This window comes from Kocuria aegyptia (assembly GCF_039530085.1).
In the GTDB taxonomy this organism is placed as follows: domain Bacteria; phylum Actinomycetota; class Actinomycetes; order Actinomycetales; family Micrococcaceae; genus Kocuria; species Kocuria aegyptia.
On record NZ_BAAAOA010000008.1, the window covers coordinates 1 to 22346 of the forward strand.

A 22346-nucleotide genomic window follows, 5' to 3' on the forward strand; every position below is an offset into this window, starting at 1 on the left:
TCCCGGTGGCCCGCCAGCCCGGCAGGGCCAGCTCGGCGGCCTCCACCGCGGTGGCGACCTCCTCGGCCGAAGCCAGCAGCACCCGGCGGGCGACCTGCCCGGTCGCGGGGTTGTAGACCTCGGCGGTGCGGGCGGAGCCGCCGTGGCGGGCCCCGTCGATGAAGTGCTCGATCACCTCCCCCACCCCACCCGGGTCCTGGGTGCCGTGCTCGGCGGCCTGCTGCGCCCGGGCCTCGGCGTCCTGCTTGGTGTTCTGCATGGTTCTCTCCTCGCTGATGGTGGTCTCGGCGCCGGTCAGGCCTGGTCCGGGTCCCAGCCCGGGATCTTCCCGTCCGGCGCGGCGTACTTGGTGATGAGGGAGCAGTCCTTGTCCCCGAGGCCCTCGTCGATGAGCTGCTGCAGCTTCTCCGCCACGAGCCTGGCGGCGGGCAGCTGCACACCGGTCTGCTCGCCCGCCATGAGGGCCAGGCCGGCGTCCTTGGCGGCGAGGACGGCGCTGAAGGTGGCCTCGAAGTTCTTGTTCGCCGCGGCGGAGTCCACGATCCCGGGCACCGGGTACCAGGTCTGCAGGGCCCAGGAGTTGCCGGAGGACACCGAGGCGATGTCCCAGAACACCTGGGGGTCCAGGCCCAGGCGGTCGGCGAGCACGGAGCCCTCGGCGCAGGCCTCGAGGCAGATGAACAGCATCATGTTGTTGACGATCTTGGCGGCCTGGCCCGTGCCGGCGTGGCCCGTGGCCACGATCTTGCGGGCCATGGGCTCGATGAACGTCCGGGCCTGCTCGACGACGTCGGGCTTCCCGCCGACCATGAAGGTCAGGGTGGCCGCCGCCGCGCCGCTGATCCCGCCGGAGACCGGTGCGTCCACGAAGCGGAAGCCGGCCTCCTCGGCGGCCCGGTGGAGGTGCTCCGCGGTCTCCACGTCGATCGTGGAGCTGTCGATGAGCAGCGCGTCCTTCGGGGCGAGCGCGATGACGCCGGTGTCGCCGAGGTAGACGGCGCGGGCGTGCTCGCCCTTGGGCAGCATCGTGAAGACGACGTCGGCTCCCTGCAGCGCCTCTTCCAGCGTGTCGAAGGTCTGCACGCCCCGGTCGCGGGCGGCCGCCATGGCCTCGGCGCTGACGTCGTGGCCGCGGACGTCGTAGCCCGCTTTCGCGAGGTTGGCGGACATCGGGTTGCCCATGTGGCCGAGGCCGATCCAGGTGATGGTGGTCATCGGGGAGTCCCTTCTGCAAGGTGTCGAACGGCGGGGTGTCGGGGGTGTCGAGAGGCGGGGACGGTGCGGGTCGTGCACAGCGCGCCCAGCGGCGGACCGGGGAACCGGTCCGCCGCTGGGCGCGGGCGGGTGCTGAGCTCGGGAATCAGGACGTCCGGTCCCGGGCGGCCTTCTCCTCGGAGAGCCGGCGCCGGTCCTCGGCGTCGATGTCGTGGAGGGAGATGCCCTTGGTCTCGCGCAGCGTCGCCACCGCGATCAGGGTGATGAAGCAGGCGATGGCGATGTAGATGGCGATCGGCACCCAGGAGTTGAACTCGCGCAGCAGGGCGGTCGCGATGATCGGCGCCAGCGAGCCGGCCACGATGGAGGTCACCTGGTAGCCCAGGGAGACGCCCGAGTAGCGCATCCGGGTGGGGAACATCTCGGCCATGATGGCCGGCTGTCCGGCGTACATGAGGGCGTGGATCATCAGGCCGATGGTGATGGCCGCCAGGATGATGAAGCTGTTGTCCGTGTTGAACATCGGGAACGCGATGAACGCCCAGAAGGCACCCAGGACGGCGCCCGCCGCGTACATCGGGCGGCGGCCCACCCGGTCGGTGAAGCGGCCGACGATCGGCACGCAGATCGCGTGGATGACGTGGGCGATCAGCAGCAGGAGCAGGATCCGGCTGGTGTCCACGTCCCGCTGGGTGGACAGGTAGGTGATCGAGAAGGTGACCACCACGTAGTAGAGGATGTTCTCCGCGAAGCGCAGGCCCATGGCGCCGAAGACGCCGCGGGGGTAGCGGCGGAAGACCTCGCCCACGCCGTAGGCGGCGGACTTCTTCTCGACGACCTCCTGCTGGGCCTCCTTGAAGATCGCAGCGTCCGTCACGTGGGTGCGGATGTAGTAGCCGATGGCCACGATGACCACCGAGAGCCAGAAGCCCACGCGCCAGCCCCAGGCGAGGAACGCCTCCTCGGAGAGGGTGAAGGACAGGGAGAGCAGCACCACGGTGGCCAGCAGGTTGCCCAGCGGCACGGCGGCCTGCGGCCAGCTGGACCAGAAGCCGCGCTCCTTGTTGGGGGAGTGCTCGGCCACGAGCAGGACGGCCCCGCCCCACTCGCCGCCCACCGCGAAGCCCTGCACGAAGCGCAGGACCACCAGCATCGCCGCGGCCCAGTAGCCGATCTGGTCGTAGCCGGGCAGGCAGCCCATCAGAAACGTGGCGGCCCCGACCATGACGATCGAGATCTGCAGCAGGTGCTTGCGCCCGTACTTGTCGCCGAAGTGGCCGAAGACGATGCCACCCAGCGGGCGGGCGATGAAGCCGACCGCGTAGATCAGGAACGCCTTGAGGATGCCGTCCAGCGGGTTGCCGGTGTCCACGAAGAACAGCTGGCCGAAGACCAGGGTGGACGCGGTGGCGAAGAGGAAGAACTCGTACCACTCCACGACCGTGCCGGCCATCGAGGCCGCCACGACCTTCTTCAGCCCGCCCCGGTTCTCGGGGGAGTCGTTCGGGTCCGCCGAGGCGGCGACCCTGTCCTCAGTGCTCATGGAATTCTCCTCTTGCTGGGGAAACCGTGACGGTGGTCACACTGTTTGCCTACAGTGTGCGGATCTGTGGTGGGGTTCACAATGACCATGCGCTCGCGGCACCTGTGCAAAAATGCACATGCCATGCGGTCGTGGGCGTTCCCCGGGGCCGGTCCAGCCCCCCGGGAGGAGTCGCCCCTTGTCGCACGGTGCCGACGACCTCCTGCTCCTGCTCGCGGTGGTCCGCCACGGCTCCTACGCCGGTGCCGCCGCGGATCTGGGGCTCAGTCACACGACCGTGTCGCGGCGGATGGCGTCCCTCGAGAAGACCGTGGGCGCGCGGCTGCTCGTGCGCTCGGGGGACATGTGGGAGCCCAGCGAGCTGGGCCGGAAGTTCGTGGCCGCCGGCGAGGAGATCGAGGCCGCGCTGGGTTCCCTCCCGCTCGGCGCGGGCGGGCGCGGCAGCACCATCAACGGCGTGGTGCGGGCGCTGGCCCCGGACGGCTTCGGCGGTGTGGTGATGGGCGCGGCCATGCGGCGGCTGATCGAGGAGCACCCCGGGGTGCGGCTGGAGATGATCAACGCGGCCCGGCGGGCGCAGACGAATCCGGTGGGCATCGACCTGGAGGTGGTCGTCGGGCGCCCGGAGGTCTCCCGCAAGGAGGCCTTCCACCTGGCCGACTACTCCCTGGGGGTCTACGCCTCGCGGGACTACCTCGCCGCCCACGCGCCCATCAGGAACCCCGACCAGGTGCAGGAGCACCCGCTCATCTACTTCGTGGAGTCCATGCAGGACGTCGCGGAGCTGGACATCCCGCGCCGGCGGTTCCCGCGGATGCGCCAGGGCGTGGGGGCGACGTCCTCGGTGGTGCACGTGGAGCTCACCCGCGCGGGCGCCGGGGTCGGGCTGCTGCCCTGCTATCTCGCCGAGCGGGCCGGGGACCTGGTGCGGCTCTTCCCCGACGAGCTGTGGTTCCCCGTGGACTACTGGGTGGTCTCCCGCGCCGACCTGCTGCGCCGGCCCGCCGTGCAGGCGGTCATGGGCGCGATCCGCGCGGCGGTGGCCGACATGCAGGAGGAGCTCATCGCCGCGCCGCGGTGAGCACACTGCCGACCGGCGCACCCGCTCTCACGGGCCGGTCGGGCCCTACCGGCTGCCGTGCTCGCCCCGGCGGGGTCAGCCGATGAGCATGCCCGCGATCGCGGCGCTCATGAGGTTGGCCAGCGTCCCGCCGAGCACGGCGCGCAGGCCGAGCCGGGCGATGTCCGCGCGGCGGCTCGGGGCGATGCCGCCGAGTCCGCCGAGCAGGATGGCCAGGGAGCCGAAGTTCGCGAACCCGGTCAGCGCGAAGGTCACGATGGCCTGGGTCTTGGCGGAGTAGTTCTCGATCTGCGGGGCGAAGTCGGCGAACGCGACGAACTCGTTGAGCACGAGCTTCTGCCCGAGGAAGCTGCCTGCGTCGAGCGCCTCGGCCCAGGGCACCCCGACCGCGAACATCACCGGCGCGAAGACGTACCCGAAGAGCTGCTCGAGGGTGAGCGCCTCCAGCCCGAACAGGCCGCCGACCGCGCCGAGCATGATGTTGAGGAGCGCGATGAGCGAGATGAAGGCGATGAGCATCGCCCCGACGTTGAGCGCCAGGCTCAGGCCGTCGGACGCGCCGCGGGCGGCGGCGTCGATGACGTTGGCCGGTTCTGTGTCCTCATCGGTCGCATCGCCCCTCGCGCTGCCCGCCGCGCTGTCCGCCGCGTCCGTGGCGGACACCCCCTCCGGGGCGGCGGACCGGGCGACGTCGTCGGGCCGGACGCTGGTGCTGTCGCCCGGACCGGCGCTCCGGGCGTCCTGCCGGCGGGCGAACTCGACGGCCGCGTAGGACGTCGCCCCGCGCCGGGAGCCCCGGGCGAGCCACCGGGCCGCGCCGCGACGCTCCTCCGTCACCGGCTCGTCCCGCGCCGGGTCACCGGCGCGGTGTTCTGGGTCCGCCGGACCGGCGGTGTCGTCGGAGGTCCGCGCGGACGCACCCGCCGGCGCCTCTTCCGGGACCTCCTCCAGCGCCCCGGCGGGAACGAGGAGCTTGGCCATGAGCAGGGCGGCCGGCGCCGCCATGAAGGAGGCGGCGATGAGGTACTCGAGCGGCGCACCGAGCAGGGAGTAGCCCACGAGCACCGAACCGGCCACGGTCGCCAGCCCGCCGCACATGACGGCGAAGAGCTCGGACCGCGTCATCCGGGCCACGTAGGGCCGGATGACCAGCGGCGCCTCGGTCTGCCCGACGAAGATGTTGGCGGCCGCGTTCATCGACTCCGGCGTCGTGGTGCCGAGCAGCTTCGCCAGACCGCCGCCGATGACCTTCACGACCCACTGCAGGACGCCCAGGTAGTACAGCACCGACGTCAGGGCCGCGAAGAACACGATGACCGGCAGCACCTGGAAGGCGAAGACCGAGCCCTCCTCGGGCAGGACCGGGCCGAAGAGGAAGTCGATGCCGGCCCCGGAGGAGTTGATGACGGCCTGGACCGCCAGGGTGATGGCCTCGAGCACGGCGCGACCGGCCGGGACGTAGAGCACGAGCACGCCGAAGGCCACCTGCAGGGCCAGCGCCAGGGCGACGGTCCGGAACCGGATCCTGCGGCGGTCCACCGAGAACAGGACCGCGATGGCGAGCAGCACCACCATCCCGCCGATGCCCCAGAGCACGTCGACCATGTGCGTTGTCCTTCCGTCGAGCATGCCCGGACTGCCGGCCACGACGCCGGTGCGGAGCCGGCCGCGGGATGACGGCGGCGGGATGACGGCGGCGCCGGTGTGGTACGGGGTACTTTAGCCTGAGCGTTGCGAGGTCCCTTTCGTCGACCGACCCGAAGGGTGAGAGCGATGGCCGATCCGGCTGCCCGGCCCGTCTATCTGGACTGCGACACCGGCATCGACGATGCCATCGCCCTGGCCTACCTGGTGGCCACGCCCTCGGTCGAGCTGCGAGGCATCGGCACCGTCAGCGGCAACACCGACGCCGTGACCGCTGCCCGCAACACCGTGGACCTGCTGGCCCTGCTGGGCCGGCCCGACATACCGGTCGCGGTCGGCGCCCAGCACCCCCTCGGCAGCCGGTTCGGCGGGGGCAGCCCGGAGGTGCACGGCGGCAGCGGCACCGGGGGCGTGCAGCTGCCGAGGGCGGCCGCCGAACCGGTGGCCGAACCGGCAGAGGCGATGCTGATCCGGCTGGCCCACGAACACCCGGGCGAGCTCCACGTGGTGGCCATCGGCCCGCTGACCAATCTCGCCCGGGCCCTGCGCCAGGACCCCGCCCTGCCCGAGGTGGTGGGCAGCGTCACCGTCATGGGCGGCGCCGCCCTGGTCCCCGGCAACCGGACGCCGGCTGCCGAGGCCAACATCCTGAGCGACCCCGAAGCCGCCGCGGAGGTGCTCGCCGCCCCGTGGGAGGTGACCCTGGTGCCCCTGGACGTCACCATGGCCAACCTCCTGGACGAGGGACAGCGGGAGCAGATCGCCGCCGTCGAGCACCCGGTGATGCCTGTGCTGGCTGCGATGCTCGAGCACTACACCGGCTTCTACACCGGGATCCTCGGCCGGCCGTCGTCCGCCCTGCACGATCCGCTGGCCGCTGCGGTGGCGGCCGGCACCGTCGACCTCGGCCTCGCACCGGTGGTCCGGGTGCAGGTCGACACGACCGACGGCCCCGGGCGCGGCCAGACGATCTGCGACCTGCGCGGCCGCTACGCCGGTTACCCCACCGCGACCGGAGCCCGGTGCCGCGTGGTGCTCGAGCTGGCCGAGGACTTCGCCCCGCACCTGCTGAGGACGCTGCGCCGGCTCGACCGGTCCGCGCCGGTGGAGCCCGTCCGGCCGGCGCTCACCGTCGTGGGCAGCATCAACATCGACCTCACGGCGGCGTGCGAGCGGCTGCCCGCACCCGGTGAGACCGTCGGCGGGGCGACCCTGCACCGGCAGCCGGGAGGCAAGGGCGCCAACCAGGCCGTCGCCGCCGCCCGGTTGGCCGGCCGCTCCCGGATGGTCGGCGCCGTCGGCGACGACCCGGACGGTGACGCGGTCCTCCGCAGCATGGCGGTCGCCGGAGTCGACACCACCGGCATCGGACGCGTGCCGGCCCCGACCGGCACCGCCCTCATCGCCGTGGACCGGCACGGGGAGAACCAGATCGTCGTCTGTGCCGGTGCCAACGCCGAGGTGTCCGTCGACCACGTGACCTTCGCGCCGGAGGACGTGGTGCTCTGCCAGCTGGAGATCGAGCTCGACGCCGTCCGCGAGACGGCCCGGCGGACACCGGGCTACTTCGCCCTCAACGCCGCCCCGGCCCTGCCCCTCCCGGCCGATCTGGTGGACCGGTGCGACCTGATCATCGTCAACGAGACCGAGTACGCCCGCATCCCCGAGCTGGCCGACGCCAGGCTGGTCGCGGTGACCTACGGCGCCGAGGGCTCGGCCCTCTACGAGCACGGCCGGAAGGTCGCCTCCGCCCCCGGCCACCCGGTGGACGTCGTCAGCACGGTCGGCGCCGGTGACGCGTTCTGCGCGGCGCTGGTGCTCGCCCTCACCTCCGGGCACGATCACGGGACGGCGCTCCGCGCCGCCAACGCCGTGGGCGCCCATGCCGTCGGCGACCCCTCCTCGCAGCCGGCCCTCCTGCCGCTGGCGCACTACCTGCCGGCCCCAGGGGATGCCGGCCGGACCCCGCCGACCGGAGGAGCACGGTCAGCCGGCCGGTCCTGACGGCGCACCGAGCCACCCTGCTGGGGTCGGCCCCGAGAACTACCCTGTGGACATGACCTCGCACCCTCCGCGGCGACCGGCGCCCTGGCAGTCCCCGGGCCCTGCCGCGAACCTCCCCCCGGGCGTCGGGCGCCCCGCCCCGCCCGCCGGCCGGGCGGGGGCGCCCGCCCCGTACCCGGGGCCGCCACGAGGCGGCGCCCTCCTTGCCGGTGGTCCGCCGACGACGGCGCCGCTCACCCACGCGGAGTTCTACCGCACGCCGCGCAACCGCTGGTGGAAGGGCCTCCTCAGCATCCTGGCCATCGGCGCGGCGCTCGCCGTGTTCTCGATCGCGCTGTCCCTCGGCGCCACGCTGGTCGACCTCCTGTTGGGCAACAGCACCGCCGAGGAGCTGGCCGGCGGGCGGATCGCCCTGACCCCGGCGCTGCTGCTGGCGACCAACCTGTCGCTGATCGCCGCGGCCGCCGTCGGGGCAGTGCTGCACCGGTACCTGCACCGGCAACCGATCGGCACGCTCCACTCGGTGGCCGGGCGGTTCCGGTGGAACTGGCTGGGACGGGCGTCCGTCGTCGTCGTCCCGCTGTTCGTGGCCTACGCGGCCGTCATCGCCCTCCTCGAGACGTCGGGGCCGACCGTCCTGGACGCGACCACGTGGGCCTTCCTCGCGATCGTCCTGCTGACCACGCCCCTGCAGGCGGCGTCCGAGGAGTACCTGTTCCGCGGCGTGATCCAGCGCGCGGCCGGCTCGTGGGTCTCCGGGGCCGTGCCGTCCTTCGTGCTCGGCACCCTGGTGAGCGCGGTGCTGTTCTCCCTCGCGCACTTCGCCACGGACGGGTGGCTGATCGCCTACTACCTGGTCTTCGGGATCGCGATGTCGCTGCTGACCCAGTTCACCGGCGGGCTCGAGGCGGCCTCGCTCGTGCACGCGGCGAACAACGTGCTGCTCTTCCTGGTGTCCACGTTCTCCGGGCAGATGAACGAAGCGGTGGACCGCTCCGCCGGTGCGGGCGGCCCGTTCATGCTGGGGCCGATGGTCGTCATCGCGGTGATCACGGCGGTCCTGATCGCGATCGGCCGGTGGCAGGGACTGCAGCACCGGGCCGTGCCGCCCGTGGGCGCCTGAGGCGGTTCCGCCGGCAACGGGAGGGTGCGACCGGTGGGCGATGCCCACCGGTCCTGATCCGGAGGGCTACAGCTCGCGGTCCTCCAGGACGTCGAGATCGCGGAACGTGGGCTCACCGTCCATGAGCTCGCGCAGCTTTCCGGCGTACTCCTGGGTCTGCGGGAGCTGGGAGTTCTCCATGGCGGACTCGTAGGAGTCGAAGAAGACGATCTCGCAGTAGCGGTTCGGGTCGTTGCGGTCCGTGGTCGTGAGGATGCGGCGAGCCGTGCGGTTCCCCTGGGAGACTCGCTCCCACTCCGCGTAGACCTCGGCCACCTCCTCCGGCTTCGAGGTGGTGTATTCGATCAGCTGGATGAAGGCCATCACGCACTCTCCTTGGGATGTGACCCCCTTCCCCGGGCCACCAGTTTAAGCCCGTGCCGCCGTGCCGGCGCTTCGATGACGATCATGGTCGCCCTGTCCTCCCGGCGGAGGGCTGTCAACGGATCGGCCGGGGACCGGGTGCGAGCTCTGCCCGCACCGTTGGTCCCGCGACCTGCTCGGCCGAGGAGGATGCCGGCCGATCAGCGATCACGCCGGGCGCGGCGCCTGGTCACAGCCGGCCGCTGTTGATCCGCCGGAGGCGCCGGGTCAGGAAGAAGCCGTCCAGCAGCGACCAGAGGCCCAGGCCGCCCAGGGTGAGGGTCATGGCGATGCCCTTCTTCCAGTCCCCGATGTAGTAGCGGTGCAGTCCCAGCCAGCCGAAGAACATCCAGAGCAGCCATGCATCGGTCGGGTTCCTGGAGGCGCGCTGCCTGCGGGACGTCCTGTGTCCCGCACGGGGCGCGCCGATGATGGGAGTGTCATCGATCACGTCAGGTCCTCGTTCCGGTGGTCGGCGGGCAGCTCCTGGTCGGGGCAGGCGGACAGGACCTCGTGCATGGCTGCCTTCTCCGGGGCGGTCACCTGCAGCCCGTACTTGGCCTTCACCGCGATCTGGGTGGCCACGTACTCGCAGTGGAAGGACTCCTCCGGCGGCAGCCACTCGTCGGCCGCGGAGTCGGACTTCGAGGCATTGACGGCGCCGGCCACGGCCAGCAGGTTCAGCGGGTCGTTGTAGAACTCCACCCGCTCGGTCTGCGAGAGGCTGCGCGCCCCGGAGGCCCAGGCGTTGCCGGCGGCCACCACGTGGTCGATCTGCACGTCCGAGGACGTGGTGACCCCGCGGGTGAAGGAGATCGAGGTGCCCGTGTAGGGGTCGTCCAGCATCCCAGACTCCACCCGGCATCCGTCGTCGGAGTCCACGTCGGTCAGGTCCCGGGCCAGGATCTCGTCGCGCGTGGTCACGCAGTTCCCGTCGTCGTCGATCCAGTCGCCGAACCGGGCATAGCGGTCGTAGCCGGCCGTGGAGCCACGGGCGGCCACCTCCAGGCCGTCCAGAGCGGCCAGGGCCGACGACGACGCCCACCTCTCCGTGGGCTCCGGCGAGGCGGTGACCAGCCTGTCCTCGGGCGTGGGAGACGGGAAAGGGGGCGGCGTCGTGGGGCCGACCGCGGCCGCCGGCGGCATCGGGGCCGACTCGGCGACCGGCGCGGAGGGCGCCAGCGCGAAGGCGGCGGCCAGCACACCGCCCACCATGGTCAGATGCGCGGGCACGGCCACGAGCCACCGGCCGGACCGGAAACCGGGATGGGCGGTGAAGGCCGTACGCCCGGGATCAGGGGGCGGCTGGCGGGCGTTGTGCATGGTTCTCCTGAGGAACGTCAGAGATGCGGGGGGCATGTCAGCGGGCGCTGACCCCTGGGCCTCGGCGAGGCGGCGACGGAATCCGGCCGACAGAGTCGCCGGCGGGCGTCATCGCCCGAGGTCCTCGGCCGCGGCGTCCCAGGCGGCGTGTGCGTCCCGGGTCTTGGTGGGCCGGTAGGTGTTCCGCAGCTGGTCGAAGGCGGCGTTGCGCTGCTGCGCCAGGAAGGCCGCGGAGCCTTTCGTGGCGGCGTCCTGGCGGACCCGGTCCCGGGCGGCCGTGATGGTCTCCATGATCCGCTCCGCGGCCTTGGTGCCACCCTGGAGATAGGCCTCGCGGACCTCCCGGTCCTCGTGGAAGAGGTACTGTTCGCTCGTCTGGCCCCGGGCGGCGTCGAAGGGGCTGTCGGCCAGGTCGGAGACCATGGCCGCCATCCAGTCCAGGCGGGCATCGACCTTCTGGCGCCAGGCGGGCGCGACGGCCAGTGGCCGGAGGGCCCAGACATCCGCACCGTGCTCGCGGAACCGGTCGACGCTCCAGTCGGCCGTCGGCACCACGGCGAGCGTCCTGGACAGGGTCGAGAGCTCGCTGATGGTCTTCTGGGTGTTTCCGGGCCGGAGATGCCACTGGAGCCAGGCCGTGCGCATGTCCTCCGCGCCGGCCCGCCGGGCTGCCGCAACGGCCCTGTGCTCGGACCGTGGGGTCGGAAAGGGCTCCGACCCGTGGAACATCTTCTGCGCGGAGGCGATCACCGCGCTGGCCACGACGAAGACGAGTCGCAGCACCAGCACGATGAGGCCCACTGCGGCGAAGAACAGCCCCACGGGCTGGATGAGCTGCAGGAGCTCCGGAAGCAGCTCGGGCAGGGAGACGGTGGTGGTCATGGCGGGCCCCCGACGATGTGTAATTGCTTAAGCATGCACATTACTGGCGATCTTCCTCGGAGTGAGGGCCGAGCCGGGCTCAGGAGGCCGGTGCGTCGACCGCCGGGCCGTGGCCTTTCGTCGCCGAGCGCCGGCCCCGTTCCAAAGGCCCTGGTCACCGCCATATCTTCCAGGGCCAGAGGGTGCCGTTCGGCCGAGACCTGCTCTGTCCCCTCTTCGGGGTCCGGTGCCGTGTGTGACGGAATAGGGCGCAGCGGGGGCTTCTCGGTGTGGCACGTCGAGAGGGCCGACGACAGGGGCTCGGAAGAGCAGGGAAACTCCGACGGACCTCCCGGTCGCACGTCGCCTCGATAACCGGGGGGCCGGGCGGTACGGTGAACGGCGTCACACCCCTGTCCCGATACCGGAGGTCAACCGTGAAGATTCGTGGAGCCGTGCTGGAGACCATGGAGGCCTCCGCCCCGTACGCCGAGTCCCAGCCGCTGCGCGTCGAGGATCTCGAGCTCGGCGAGCCCGGGCCCACCGAGCTGCGGGTGCGGATCACCGCCGCCGGGGTGTGCCACTCCGATCTCTCCGTGGTCAACGGCAACCGGCCGCGGCCCCTGCCGATGCTGCTGGGGCACGAGGCGGCCGGCGTCGTCGAGCACGTGGGCGCCGAGGTCACGGACCTCACGCAAGGCCAGCACGTGGTGATGGCGTTCCTGCCGCGCTGCGGCGAGTGCGCCGCCTGCCGGACCGACGGTCTGCTGCCGTGCACGGTCGGCTCGAAGGCCAACGCCTCCGGCACCCTGATCGAGGGCTCCCAGCACCTCACCTCCGAGGCCCGTGGCACCGTCTACCACCACCTGGGGGTCTCCGGGTTCGCCACCCACGCCGTGGTGGACCGCCGCTCCGTGGTGCCCGTGGGCGAGGACGTCCCGGCCGCGATCGCGGCCGTCATGGGCTGCGCGGTGCTCACCGGGGGAGGGGCCGTGATCAACGCGGCGCAGGCCACCCCCGGCGACGCCGTGGCCGTGGTCGGTCTCGGCGGCGTGGGACTCGCCGCGGTGCTGGTCGCCAAGGCCGTGGGCTGCCGCCGCGTCATCGCCGTGGACGCGCTGGCCGAGAAGCTGGAGCTGGCCAAGGAGTTCGGCGCGGACGAGGCACTTACCCCGGACGAGCTCGTGGCGCTGGAGGACAAGCCCCGCGTGGTGATCGAGGCCGCCGGGCACCCCCGGGCGTTCGAGACCGCGTTCAACGCCACCGCCGTGGGCGGGGTGACCGTCACCGTGGGCCTGCCGGCGCCCGGCGCGATGTCCCAGATCGAGCCGCTGAAGATCACCGCCGAGGCCCGCCAGATCATCGGCAGCTACCTCGGCTCCGCCGTGCCGGCGGTGGACATCCCCAAGTACGAGCAGATGTGGCGGGACGGCGTGCTCCCCCTGGAGAAGCTCATCACCTCCCACATCACGCTGGACCAGATCAACGAGGCGATGGACGAGCTGGACGCGGGGCGGGCGGTGCGGCAGGTGGTGGAGTTTTAAGTTGTAGATGTGACGGGGCCGGGCAGTGGCGTAGATGAATTAGTTCCGTTGCGAGGTGAGGCCATCGAACCTCATGCATTTACAATGAAATTCTAGAAGACTCTCTTGTGTCAGGCCGGACTGGCAAGGTGGGCTTAAGTCAACGAGGAGACGAAGTGTCCAACAGCCAGCAGAATACCGAACTGAGCGCGTCGGAAATCGGCGAGTTCATTCGGTACCGCTCCTGCGAACGCAGATTCAAGCTTTCAGTGCGCAAGCGAGCCGAGGCCAAGGCCTTGCCCTTCTATGAGCGTTTATTTAACACGCTTGACGTTGTTCTTAAGCAAACGGGCCACGATCGGGAGGATACGTGGGCGGAGGGGCTGCGAAACTCCGGCCTTGTGGACCTTCTCGACGGCCGCCCGAAGGACCGAGAGTCTAAGTATCCGGGATGGGATGAGTTCCGTGCGGAGGCCAAAAAGCTAACCCATGGACAGCAGGCATTCGCCCCCGAAGTCCGCCTTGCTGGAACGATCGGCGCCTTCAGGGTGAGTGGCCGGGCCGACTTCCTCTTGCTGCTGTGGGGAGAAGGCGGCCCACGCCTGCGGGTTGTGGAATGCAAGGCTAGTCGCCGTGACCGGACGTACCACCGCATCCAGGTCTCCATCTACAGGACCATCCTGCGCCAAGAGCTTGCAGTTGCTCCGCTCGTCGTTGACGGGCAGAGGGTGGGCCCCGATGAGGTTGACGCCGTCGTGGCCCGGATCGACGAGACTACCAACGACAATCAAGAAATCCTCAGACTAGAACCTCTGGATTTAGACATGGAGGACTCCGATGTCGCCCGTCTCCTCTCAGAGGACGGGCAGCTATCACAAATTATCGCCAAAGACATTGAACACATTGGGTTCAAGCTGGAGTCGAAATGTGACGACTGCGTCTTTAATGTCCACTGTCTCAGCGAGTCCGGAAGACAGCGACGCCTTGAATTGACTGGATGCAACGTGTCCTCCGGGATGGTTCTCAGGGCGGCGGGAGTTAAGACTCTCGACCGTCTCGCCGACTTAAGTCCCGAGTCGGAACAGGCTCGAAAAATCCGGACCGACCCAGCGTTCGCTGATGATCTCGATCAGCTAATCATTCAAGCGAAAACCCGCTTGACCACTTTGCCGAAGACGTCAGTACCGGTGCTCGATGGGAGTGACGCATTCCCGGTCACGCCCCTGCCGAGTGGTCAAGACAGCCGCCTGCCTCAACACAACTTCGACGGGGAAAGGCTAATCCGGGTATATCTAGGAATCGATTACGATTATACCGAGAACCGGGTCGGCGCGCTGACGGCTCACGTGACCGCGAGTGACGGCGAAATTCGGACCGGATTCGCGCAAGACGCCGCCACGGGCGCCTGGAACCCCGATCCTAAGCCATACGAGGAGTTGCCTGACGGATCACTACGGAACGTCGTGGGTTCCACTGTCAAAATGGTAAAGCTGTCGGAGTGGTCTGGCGACTACGCACAGGACAATGGTGCGGAGAAGGAACTTCTCCAAAACTTCCTGCGTCAGCTTCTAAACGCCATCTCTACCATCGCGAACGACGCCGACCAGGGCGGAGCCGCTGATGGCAAGGCGCGCATTCACTTCTACGTCTGGTCCCGATCCGAGATGACTCAACTCGTCGAAGCCTGCACTCGGACTTCGAGCCGGCTGCTTCGCTCTCTGCGAGAGCTCATGGGGTGTCGTGCTGGTACCGAGCAGCTGATTTATTCAGCCCTCCAGGATGAGGCCGACGCCCGGTATGCGTTTGGCTGGACGGGCCGAGGTCTCGCGGTGCTGTCCAGCTTGTCCTGGTTTGGTCAACGGTTTCACTGGACCCGGCAGGTCAACGGCAAAGTGATACGACTCGACGATGTTTTCACGCAGGACATTTTCGACTTCAAGACGAGGCTCGCCGTCGCGGCCGACGGCACGTGGGGCAAAGAAGACGATCGCACTGCAACATTGGAACGCTTCGAAATCCGCAGTCGGTTCCACGACACCCTACCTGCGCCCTATTGGCACGCCGTGTGGGGGACTCTCCCCGACCCGGACAGGGATAGCGTGCCAGCTGAGGCAAAGCAGGCTCTCCGTCGCTACCGGAAGGCCGGGGGAAGTAACTTACTGGAAGCCTATTTGGAGGCGCGCACCCAGGCGTTGCGTTGGGTGGAAGAGCGCGTCAAATTCAAGAACGACAATATCGATAAGCCTCGGCTTGACGTTGAAGAGCTTTCGGATTTTTCATTAGGGGTCGACACGATCCGTGACGCTGCAATCGACTTTCTTCAGCTTGATCACGCCGTAAAGGTTGCGGATTGGACGTCGGCCCACATGCGCCCTGTGAGGGGTCGCATTCAAACAGGAAAGACTATCCCGCTGAAAAACATGCGCCGGGCTGAAAAACAGCTCATCGCTGACATGGACCTTGACACGTATGGCCTCGATGCGGCATCGCTAGCCGCGGTTTGCGCATTTGGTGACCGTTCAATGGTGCGTGTCAGTCCCCACTCCGGGGATCCCGCGAAGGGGCAGTCATTCAAGCAGCTCGTGAATGCCGGAGTTACCTGCACCATCACTAGTCTTGACTGGGACACCGGTCGGGTCATCCTCGATCCAATGACCATGCCCAGAAAATCCTATATATTGAACTCCTTCACGGATACAGTGGTGGACTCAGGTACCGCGACCCTGGATGAGTCGGTGTCAGAGTTCCCCGCCCGACATGTCGAGAAGCGGCTGTTTACCACCAAGGGGCGGCACGTCAGCTCCTGGTTCAACCCGGAAAACCCCCAAATGCCAGCCGTCCAGCCGTTGGAGGATGAGCTTCGCGATAACCTGATAGCAGCGTGCTCGGAGCCGCTCGAGTTTGGCGCAGTCGCTGGACGAGCTCTGTTGTCCGGCGACCAGATGGAATCAATGCTCGCTGGGCTTGACGCACGTGTTCAGCTGTTACAGGGACCGCCCGGGACCGGAAAGACGCAGACGACAGCGGTCGCGGTACTGGCACATGCGGCGACTCGTTTGAGAACGGGAGATATCATCATTGTCGCGGCGCACACTCACACTGCTGTTGACACTGTGCTGCGACGCATTGACGGCCAGGTTGATTCTGTTCGTTCCCAGTTCGCAAAGCATGGAATCGACCTGCCCGGCATTGAAATCGCTAAAGTTGGCAATCCCAAGGATGTCAAGCACTCCATCGGAAACATAGCTGTCGACCTTAATGCCCAATCGTGTGTCAGTGGACTAAAACGAATGGCTAAAAATGGTGTTGTGGTTGTTGGCGGAACAACCAGTTCAATTTTAAAAATGTACGCGTCGCTGGATAAGTCGGCCACATGGTCAAAAATTGGCGGTTTTGCCACGCCGCTGTTGGTTATCGATGAGGCATCCATGATGGTCTTCCCACATTTCCTCGCACTAGCGACAGGAACCAAGCCTGACAGTCAGATCATGCTGGCAGGAGATCACCGTCAGCTCTCACCCATCGTCGCTCACGACTGGGACTCTGAGGATCGACCCCCAACTGTCAGGTATCAGCCGTTCGTCAGCGCATATGCCGCGGTGCGCGGGGTTGGCCAGGAGCTTGCCGATAACCGCAAGGTTGTTTCCACGGCCCTAGCCACGACCTTCCGCCTCCCCAACGTGCTCGTCACCCTCCTTAAGCGTTTGTACGCACAGGATCAAATTGACCTCCAAGGCTATAAGGTGGATTTGCCATTAACCGCTGTCACGGCCGCAGAGAAGTTTGGCTTGGAGTCGGTGTGGACACGTGAGTCGGGCCTGTACCTTGTGGTCCACGACGAGCGCAGGAGCCGTCAGAGCAACCAATTCGAGGCCGAACTGATCGAACGGATCGTATCCGCACAACCGAGTGCCCCGGAGTCAAGCATCGCGGTCATCACTCCTCACCGTGCGCAAAAGGCCTCCCTGACCTCCCGGCTAATCGGACAGCACCCGTCGGTCGGGATCGTGGATACCGTGGAGAGGCTGCAAGGAGGAGAGCGTCCGACGGTGATTGTATCCGGGACGGTAAGTGATCCGAGTGTGATATCCCAGACGGAGGATTTCATCCTCAACCTGAATCGTAGCAACGTGGCTTTTTCCCGATCCGAGGAACGACTCATCGTTGTCTGCTCACGTTCGCTGCTCGATCACGTGCCTGCCGATGTGGACGTGTATGCCGCCACGATGCTGTGGAAGGCTCTTCGCGCGCTATGCAGCGAGCTCGTTGGATCTACCGTTATCGATGGTCACACCGTTCGGGTCTACACGAAGGCAGAGAGTGAGTCCCACGCAAATTGACTTGTGACAGTTCTTGGTGTGAGTTCAGAGGCATGAGCGAAGGACTACGATGACCCAAATGATGGGCGGGGTGTTAAGCCTGTTCAGCGGAGCGGGCGGACTGGACGTCGGTTTGGAGGCTGCTGGCTTCAATACGCTGGCCTGCGTCGAGATGGATGAGACTGCCCGCAACACGCTTACAGTTAACCGGCCCGAATGGATGGCTGTCGAGTACACGGATGTCTTGGAGGCTGCAAAAAAGCTGCGTCCGTCCGAACTCGGTTTGAGGCGGCGTCAGCTGGAGTTGATCGCTGGCGGACCGCCTTGCCAACCGTTCAGCAAGGCTGCCCAGTGGATGTCTACGGCAAGGCGCGGCATGGAAGATGATCGAGCTATTCCATTGCACGGAATGCTGGAACTCGTGGACCGGTTCCTACCGAAAGCTATATTGATCGAGAACGTCGTCGGGTACATTCAAGGGCCTGGAAACGCGCGACCGGTGTTGGAAGCTGGCTTGGCGGCAATTAACAGAGCTAATGGTACAAAGTACCGGGTGGACGTGGCCGTGCTGAACGCCGCAGACTTCGGGGTGCCCCAGAATCGCGATCGGGCCATCATTGTGGCTAGGCGCGATGGAGTTCCGTTTGAGTTCCCCGAACCCACTCACCGGACGAACCCGATCACGGCCTGGGATGCATTGCATGACTTGTCTGATGTCGAGTGGGCACCCAAGCACGGCGCTTGGACCGAGTTGTTGTCCTGTATTCCAGAGGGAAGCAATTATCAGTACCTGACTGCACGCGGCGGTGGTCCGGAAATTTTCGGCTGGAGGACGCGGTTCTGGTCCTTCCTGCTAAAGCTGGCCCGAGACCGACCGTCGTGGACGCTGCCCGCCAGCCCGGGCCCCAACACCGGCCCGTTTCATTGGAATAATCGTCCACTTACAGTCGCTGAGCGGATGCGGCTACAGTCGTTTCCGGATGATTGGAAACTGAGAGGGACGCCCCGTGCACAGGTACGGATGTCCGGTAACGCGACGCCACCTGCCTTAGCTGAGGTAATTGGTCGCGCCTTGGTGGCGCAAATGAGGCTCGGGACTCCACTGTCAAGGAGAGCGCTGCTCGCCAGCCCGCCTAGGTTGGTGCAAAAGCGGGCGACATCTTGGGTCGCCCCAAGAGCGCCTGGGTCTCTCCCTAATCACTTTGAAAAATTAGTTGGAGAAAAGGCTGCCCACCCTGGGGCTGGACTGGGACCAATGTCACATACAGTACAACTGACCTAGTTTAATCCGAACAGCGTTCCATATCTGGCGTGCGGGGATCGGCTTTCGAGAGTTTTGTAAAGGCCCCAATTGTTTGATGCTTTGGGCTGGTCCGTTATACGCATTTGCTTGAGATGTTAGTTTTTACTATTTAGGGAAACTTGCAGCCGACGGATATTTCCCCATTGGACGTGAGGGATGGAGCCTCGCTTTGGCTCCATCCATTTTGGTGTGCACGGCCGGCACTTGTATTTTGGGTGACTTGGTTGGAAGCAGTCCTGGCGTGTCGGCGACCCTCATTGGATTTGCAGGCGCACAATTAAGCGCAGGAACAGCAATGAGGTGCAGGGAGAATGACCATGAGTTGCGCGTACGATCGATTGAGTGAGGCAATCGCCGATGAATTGTTCGGATCCGACCAGGCCGGTTCCCCGGTCTACACGCTTGCCGATACTTTGGCGCTGGGTCGCATCGCTGCAGGTGCCCAGCTCGAGGGGGATGCCCTCACGGCGATCGCCGACGTAGTGCGAGAGAAGCTCGTCCTCGACGACCTTAGAGTGGCTCCATTTAGGTGGCAGGCTGAGGCGACCCGTATGCATCGGCGTGAACCTCTTGAGACTCCGCCAGCACTACCTTTGTTGATGGTCCTCACATTGGCCGCGGAGAACATGCATGCTGATGGCAACCTCGCGGCCCACAATTACTACTCTCGACTTCACCGACTCCTGCGAGTACCGGACAATCAACAACATCGAGTTGAGGAAGACTACCGACGCCATGCCGATGAATTGTGGGGCTCTCTAAATGGCTGGCTCGAAGCCTGGGAGGGTGAGCGAGGGATCCCTACCGCCTACGCGATAGGTGGACACGCCTTCATTGGTCTTCCAATGTCGCAAGCCGTCATGCGCCAGCATGATCGCTCCGGACTCCACGCTTTTTTCGAGCTCGAGGGAATGATGCCGAGATTGCGGCTTTCGCCGAGCGATATGGGAATAGCCATGGATTCGTATGCCACTAAGACGCCGAGCCCACTTACTGCCCATTTGAGGCGACTCTGGAGGGTGCCAGCGGCGCGAGAGCGAATTGTGGTTGCTGCATGCATCGAGCTAGAGGCCTGGAACGGCTCGGGACACGTAGCTGCCGATACCGGTCGGCGAGTCCCTACCACTCGGTTGCTTGTGTTCCTGCGAACTTTTCCTCGCAGGTCAATTGAGTTCAGCCTCATGTTCTCGTACAGGTCGGTTGGACCAGACACTGCCCGATTTGACCTTGTGCAAGGCGAGTTGTCGGTGCCGACCGTATCGGGTCCCGGAGGCTCTACTCGCTTGTCTAGCGTCATGGGAGTTAACGCTTCATCGCTCGCCGGAGAAGCGTTATCTGGCGGTCTTGGGAGTGACGAGAGCAGGCCATTCGCGCGTCGCCCGAGGCGTGTGGTGCCCCTACGCTGGGACGACTTGCAGGGTGCGTATGTTGAGGTCGAACTCATCGCGTTGGGCGAGGACAATCTTATCCTGGTGAGGGCCGATGCTCGGCTGCGAGTCGAAGCGCATCTTGCGGCCCACTCACGGCCCGGATGGCGAGAACTGCCGGGTCTCAGCGGATTGCCCGAAGGGTGGCTCGTCTACGAGCATGTTCAAATTATCTCTGCCACCACCGAGCTGATTCATTTTGATCTTCTCCCACTGACTCCCCGCGCACGGACAAGCCTGTCACTCCGTGGAGGGTTCGTCTTGCCCGGTCTGCTTCGGAAATGGTCATCGCTTGAGCCCCCCGAGATTGTAGCTCTGGCTGCCGGGGCTTCATCGTTGACTGTTCGCGTTCACGAGGGTACGCGCGTAGACCCAGCAACAGTCGTTGTACAGGCCGACCAGGATGGTGAGCTTGCGGTTGTCCCTTTGGTCGAACATCGACTTGTAGATGGGGAATACGTCGTAGCAATGTTCGTAGACGGGGCGAGTCGACCTTCTTCAACCGCGGTTTTGCGTCTGCGTTCAGCGGACTCGCCGCAATTCCGCGTGGAGGAAGCGGATCTCCGATTGGTGTATTCACCCGACGCAGGACCGGCTTGGCCTCTTCGAGCGGGCGCCGTGGAGGGGCAGCGCTTCGTGAATGGCGCGCGGCCTGTTCAACTCGCTATGTGTCGTCAGCAGAAGCGTGACGTAATGCGCGAGTTCGTACCGCGAGAGCGTCCGAGAGCCGAAATAGCCCAGCGGCGTGTTCGAGTCGGCATGCCAATGACTGACGACTCGTGCCTTGTCACTGGGATGCACCGCTTCATACTGCCGCCGGTGATGCCGGGGCGCCCGCGGACTCAAACCATTGCAGGCGAGTGCACCACCTGCGGTCTCCTCCGGCGGTTCGCGGCAACTGCGTGGGCTGCTCGTCGACAAGACCAGGATCTCGCAGGAGTGAGTCGCAATGTGGCCATACCTCCGCTGCCCCAGTCGAATGAGCCGGACTTCCAGGTTGTCTTCGACGCACTGAATCATCTCGGACACGGTTCATACGCGATGTTCGAGCGGATCGCAGCCCAAATCGAAGGATCGGGGTTGTTCGCTGATTCCTTCCTCAGGCGCCAAGAGATTGTCGGGCACATTGATGTAGCTCGGGATGACTGGTTCCGAGTCGCCGAATGGGCGGTCAATTCAGCAACGCTCGTGCCAATCGGACCAGGATGTTGGGTGTTGATCGGTTCACGCTCCCGAATTCTAGTTAACCAACTGTGTGAACTCATTGGTGAGCATGGACAGGTGTCTGAATCCGTTGACGCCGAGCTGGCTCGGATTGAAATCACTGGTGTTCTGCCAGCCTCTGCGTTGCTCGCCCGTATCGGTGTGACGGTCTTAGACGAATCACCTTCTCTCACGATCGCCGCAAACCTGCCCGCGCTCAGTGAAGTCGCTTCGAAATTGAAACGACTTGCAGTGCCCGAGTACCGGACCGCGGAAGCTTGGGACACAAACTCCGCATCCTGGCACGCGACCAATTCGATTCACTTGGCCGGCGCCTATCGTCTCAAAAATTTCGACGCACTCTATGTGATTCGCTCTGCCGATGATATCGAGATGGGCACGGTCGCAATCGGCAATGCACAGCTAGTGAAGCACATCGCGAACCTCTGGGCTAATGATCCACTTGCCGGATATCACTCGCGTAGTGGATCAGTTGTGGTGCCATTGGGTGCCGATCTCCCGGGGCTCTACGGTCGCGCACTCTCTCTTTGCTCGGGCCGAGCGCCACGCGAAATCGTTGAGCACCGCATGCTGCACTACCCGTCAGTGCCGCGCGATGTTGCGAATACTGTTTTTACCCAATTGCTCCAGTGAGGTCATATGTCATTCCCAACTCCTGTCCAGGTCGCCGAGGACCTCCGTGCAGCATTTCTTCGGTACATCGATACGGCCTATGCTCTCCGTGATCCCAACTTGGCGGAAGAACGACGACGCCTCCTCCTGGAGGGGCAAGGGAATCTCTTCGCGCCGCTTATGCTTGAACCTGTACTCCCTTACGACGCCATTGCGACAGTTGAGGAATGTGCAACCGCCGTCGGCCTCGATGTGCGCGATCTGCAGGACGTCGTCCGGTCCGTGTTCGGTGTCACTGCGGACGACTTACCGTCCGTTAAGCTCCGTAAGCACCAAGCCGCGGCAGTCAGCGTTCATTTCGCACCCAGTGGTTCGCACAACCCCGTAGTGACTTCCGGGACTGGATCGGGGAAAACGGAGTCGTTCCTCATTCCGATGCTGACCCGTATCGCGATGGAGAAGCGTTCTAGCGAGGCTCTTACGCCCGTTTATGATTGGTGGGACATTAAGCGACAAAATGACAACTGGAGTCCTGCCCGAACAATTGACACGGCTCCGGCCGCCGTCCGCTCGATAATCCTTTACCCGACGAATGCTCTCGTCGAAGATCAGGTCGCGCGTCTCAGGCGGGCAGTCCGAGGACTTCGAAAACAGTCCGACCCGATCGACGTGTGGTTCGGTCGTTACACAGGCGCGACTCCCGGATCAGGCCGTATCCCGTCTGGCCGGGCGTCGGGGGGAC

The 22346-nt window shown here is 66.0% G+C and carries 16 protein-coding genes and 1 pseudogene; 8 read left to right on the forward strand and 9 right to left on the reverse strand.

Annotation, left to right across the window (positions count from 1 at the left end; all coding sequences use genetic code 11):
• The 3 genes from ABD220_RS03030 to ABD220_RS03040 form a co-directional block, all read right to left on the reverse strand.
• On the reverse strand, positions 1–259 hold a 259-nt coding region (locus tag ABD220_RS03030), incomplete at its 3' end, for an aldehyde dehydrogenase family protein (protein ID WP_344119711.1).
• 35 nt (positions 260–294) lie between these two features.
• Positions 295–1215 (reverse strand): 3-hydroxyisobutyrate dehydrogenase, encoded by a 921-nt coding sequence (mmsB, locus tag ABD220_RS03035; RefSeq protein ID WP_344119713.1) that lies wholly within the window; start codon positions 1213–1215, stop codon positions 295–297.
• Between the two features lie 145 nt (positions 1216–1360).
• A complete protein-coding gene (locus ABD220_RS03040) occupies positions 1361–2758 on the reverse strand; it encodes an MFS transporter (RefSeq protein ID WP_344119714.1) in 1398 nt (465 codons plus the stop codon).
• Positions 2759–2936: 178 nt separating this feature from the next.
• Between ABD220_RS03040 and ABD220_RS03045 the strand changes: the two genes are divergently transcribed.
• Positions 2937–3839 (forward strand): LysR family transcriptional regulator, encoded by a 903-nt coding sequence (locus ABD220_RS03045; protein WP_344119715.1) that lies wholly within the window; start codon positions 2937–2939, stop codon positions 3837–3839.
• A 75-nt stretch (positions 3840–3914) separates the two neighbouring features.
• On the opposite strand, the gene ABD220_RS03050 is transcribed toward ABD220_RS03045, so the two are convergent.
• Positions 3915–5444, reverse strand: coding sequence for a nucleoside transporter C-terminal domain-containing protein (locus tag ABD220_RS03050; RefSeq protein ID WP_344119717.1), 1530 nt, complete (start codon positions 5442–5444; stop codon positions 3915–3917).
• A gap of 168 nt (positions 5445–5612) precedes the next feature.
• Between ABD220_RS03050 and ABD220_RS18015 the strand changes: the two genes are divergently transcribed.
• Positions 5613–7487 (forward strand): PfkB family carbohydrate kinase, encoded by a 1875-nt coding sequence (locus tag ABD220_RS18015; RefSeq protein WP_425552499.1) that lies wholly within the window; start codon positions 5613–5615, stop codon positions 7485–7487.
• 52 nt (positions 7488–7539) lie between these two features.
• Complete coding sequence (locus ABD220_RS03065; protein WP_344119719.1) at positions 7540–8610, forward strand: CPBP family intramembrane glutamic endopeptidase; 1071 nt, start codon at positions 7540–7542, stop codon at positions 8608–8610.
• Between the two features lie 66 nt (positions 8611–8676).
• Here the strand turns inward: ABD220_RS03065 and ABD220_RS03070 are convergent, their stop codons facing one another.
• From ABD220_RS03070 to ABD220_RS03085, 4 genes are all read right to left on the reverse strand, one after another.
• Positions 8677–8973: a hypothetical protein gene (locus ABD220_RS03070; protein WP_344119873.1), complete on the reverse strand. Its 297-nt coding sequence runs from the start codon at positions 8971–8973 to the stop codon at positions 8677–8679.
• 229 nt (positions 8974–9202) lie between these two features.
• Positions 9203–9463 (reverse strand): NINE protein, encoded by a 261-nt coding sequence (locus ABD220_RS03075; protein WP_344119721.1) that lies wholly within the window; start codon positions 9461–9463, stop codon positions 9203–9205.
• On the reverse strand, positions 9460–10335 hold the full coding sequence (locus ABD220_RS03080; protein WP_344119722.1) for an HNH endonuclease family protein: 876 nt from the start codon (positions 10333–10335) through the stop codon (positions 9460–9462). The genes ABD220_RS03075 and ABD220_RS03080 overlap by 4 nt, the downstream gene beginning before the upstream one ends.
• 108 nt (positions 10336–10443) lie before the next feature.
• Positions 10444–11217: a hypothetical protein gene (locus tag ABD220_RS03085; protein WP_344119724.1), complete on the reverse strand. Its 774-nt coding sequence runs from the start codon at positions 11215–11217 to the stop codon at positions 10444–10446.
• A 416-nt stretch (positions 11218–11633) separates the two neighbouring features.
• Here ABD220_RS03085 and ABD220_RS03090 point away from each other — a divergent pair, with 416 nt between their 5' ends.
• From ABD220_RS03090 to ABD220_RS03100, 3 genes are all read left to right on the forward strand, one after another.
• Positions 11634–12740 (forward strand): zinc-binding dehydrogenase, encoded by a 1107-nt coding sequence (locus tag ABD220_RS03090; protein ID WP_344119725.1) that lies wholly within the window; start codon positions 11634–11636, stop codon positions 12738–12740.
• A 155-nt stretch (positions 12741–12895) separates the two neighbouring features.
• A complete protein-coding gene (locus tag ABD220_RS03095; RefSeq protein ID WP_344119727.1) occupies positions 12896–17059 on the forward strand; it encodes an AAA domain-containing protein in 4164 nt (1387 codons plus the stop codon).
• Between the two features lie 49 nt (positions 17060–17108).
• The gene (locus tag ABD220_RS03100) at positions 17109–18320 is read left to right on the forward strand and encodes a DNA cytosine methyltransferase (RefSeq protein WP_344119729.1); all 1212 of its coding nucleotides are present in this window, start codon (positions 17109–17111) and stop codon (positions 18318–18320) included.
• 275 nt (positions 18321–18595) lie between these two features.
• Here ABD220_RS03100 and ABD220_RS03105 read toward each other — a convergent pair whose 3' ends face one another.
• On the reverse strand, positions 18596–18898 hold the full coding sequence (locus ABD220_RS03105) for a hypothetical protein (RefSeq protein WP_344119730.1): 303 nt from the start codon (positions 18896–18898) through the stop codon (positions 18596–18598).
• A gap of 1809 nt (positions 18899–20707) precedes the next feature.
• On the opposite strand from ABD220_RS03105, the gene ABD220_RS03110 reads away from it, so the two are divergent.
• Together ABD220_RS03110 and ABD220_RS18020 are read left to right on the forward strand one after the other, a co-directional pair.
• On the forward strand, positions 20708–21625 hold the full coding sequence (locus ABD220_RS03110) for a hypothetical protein (protein WP_344119732.1): 918 nt from the start codon (positions 20708–20710) through the stop codon (positions 21623–21625).
• 159 nt (positions 21626–21784) lie between these two features.
• Positions 21785–22231: pseudogene (locus ABD220_RS18020) on the forward strand (DEAD/DEAH box helicase); the annotation flags it as partial.
• Positions 22232–22346: the final 115 nt, after the last annotated feature.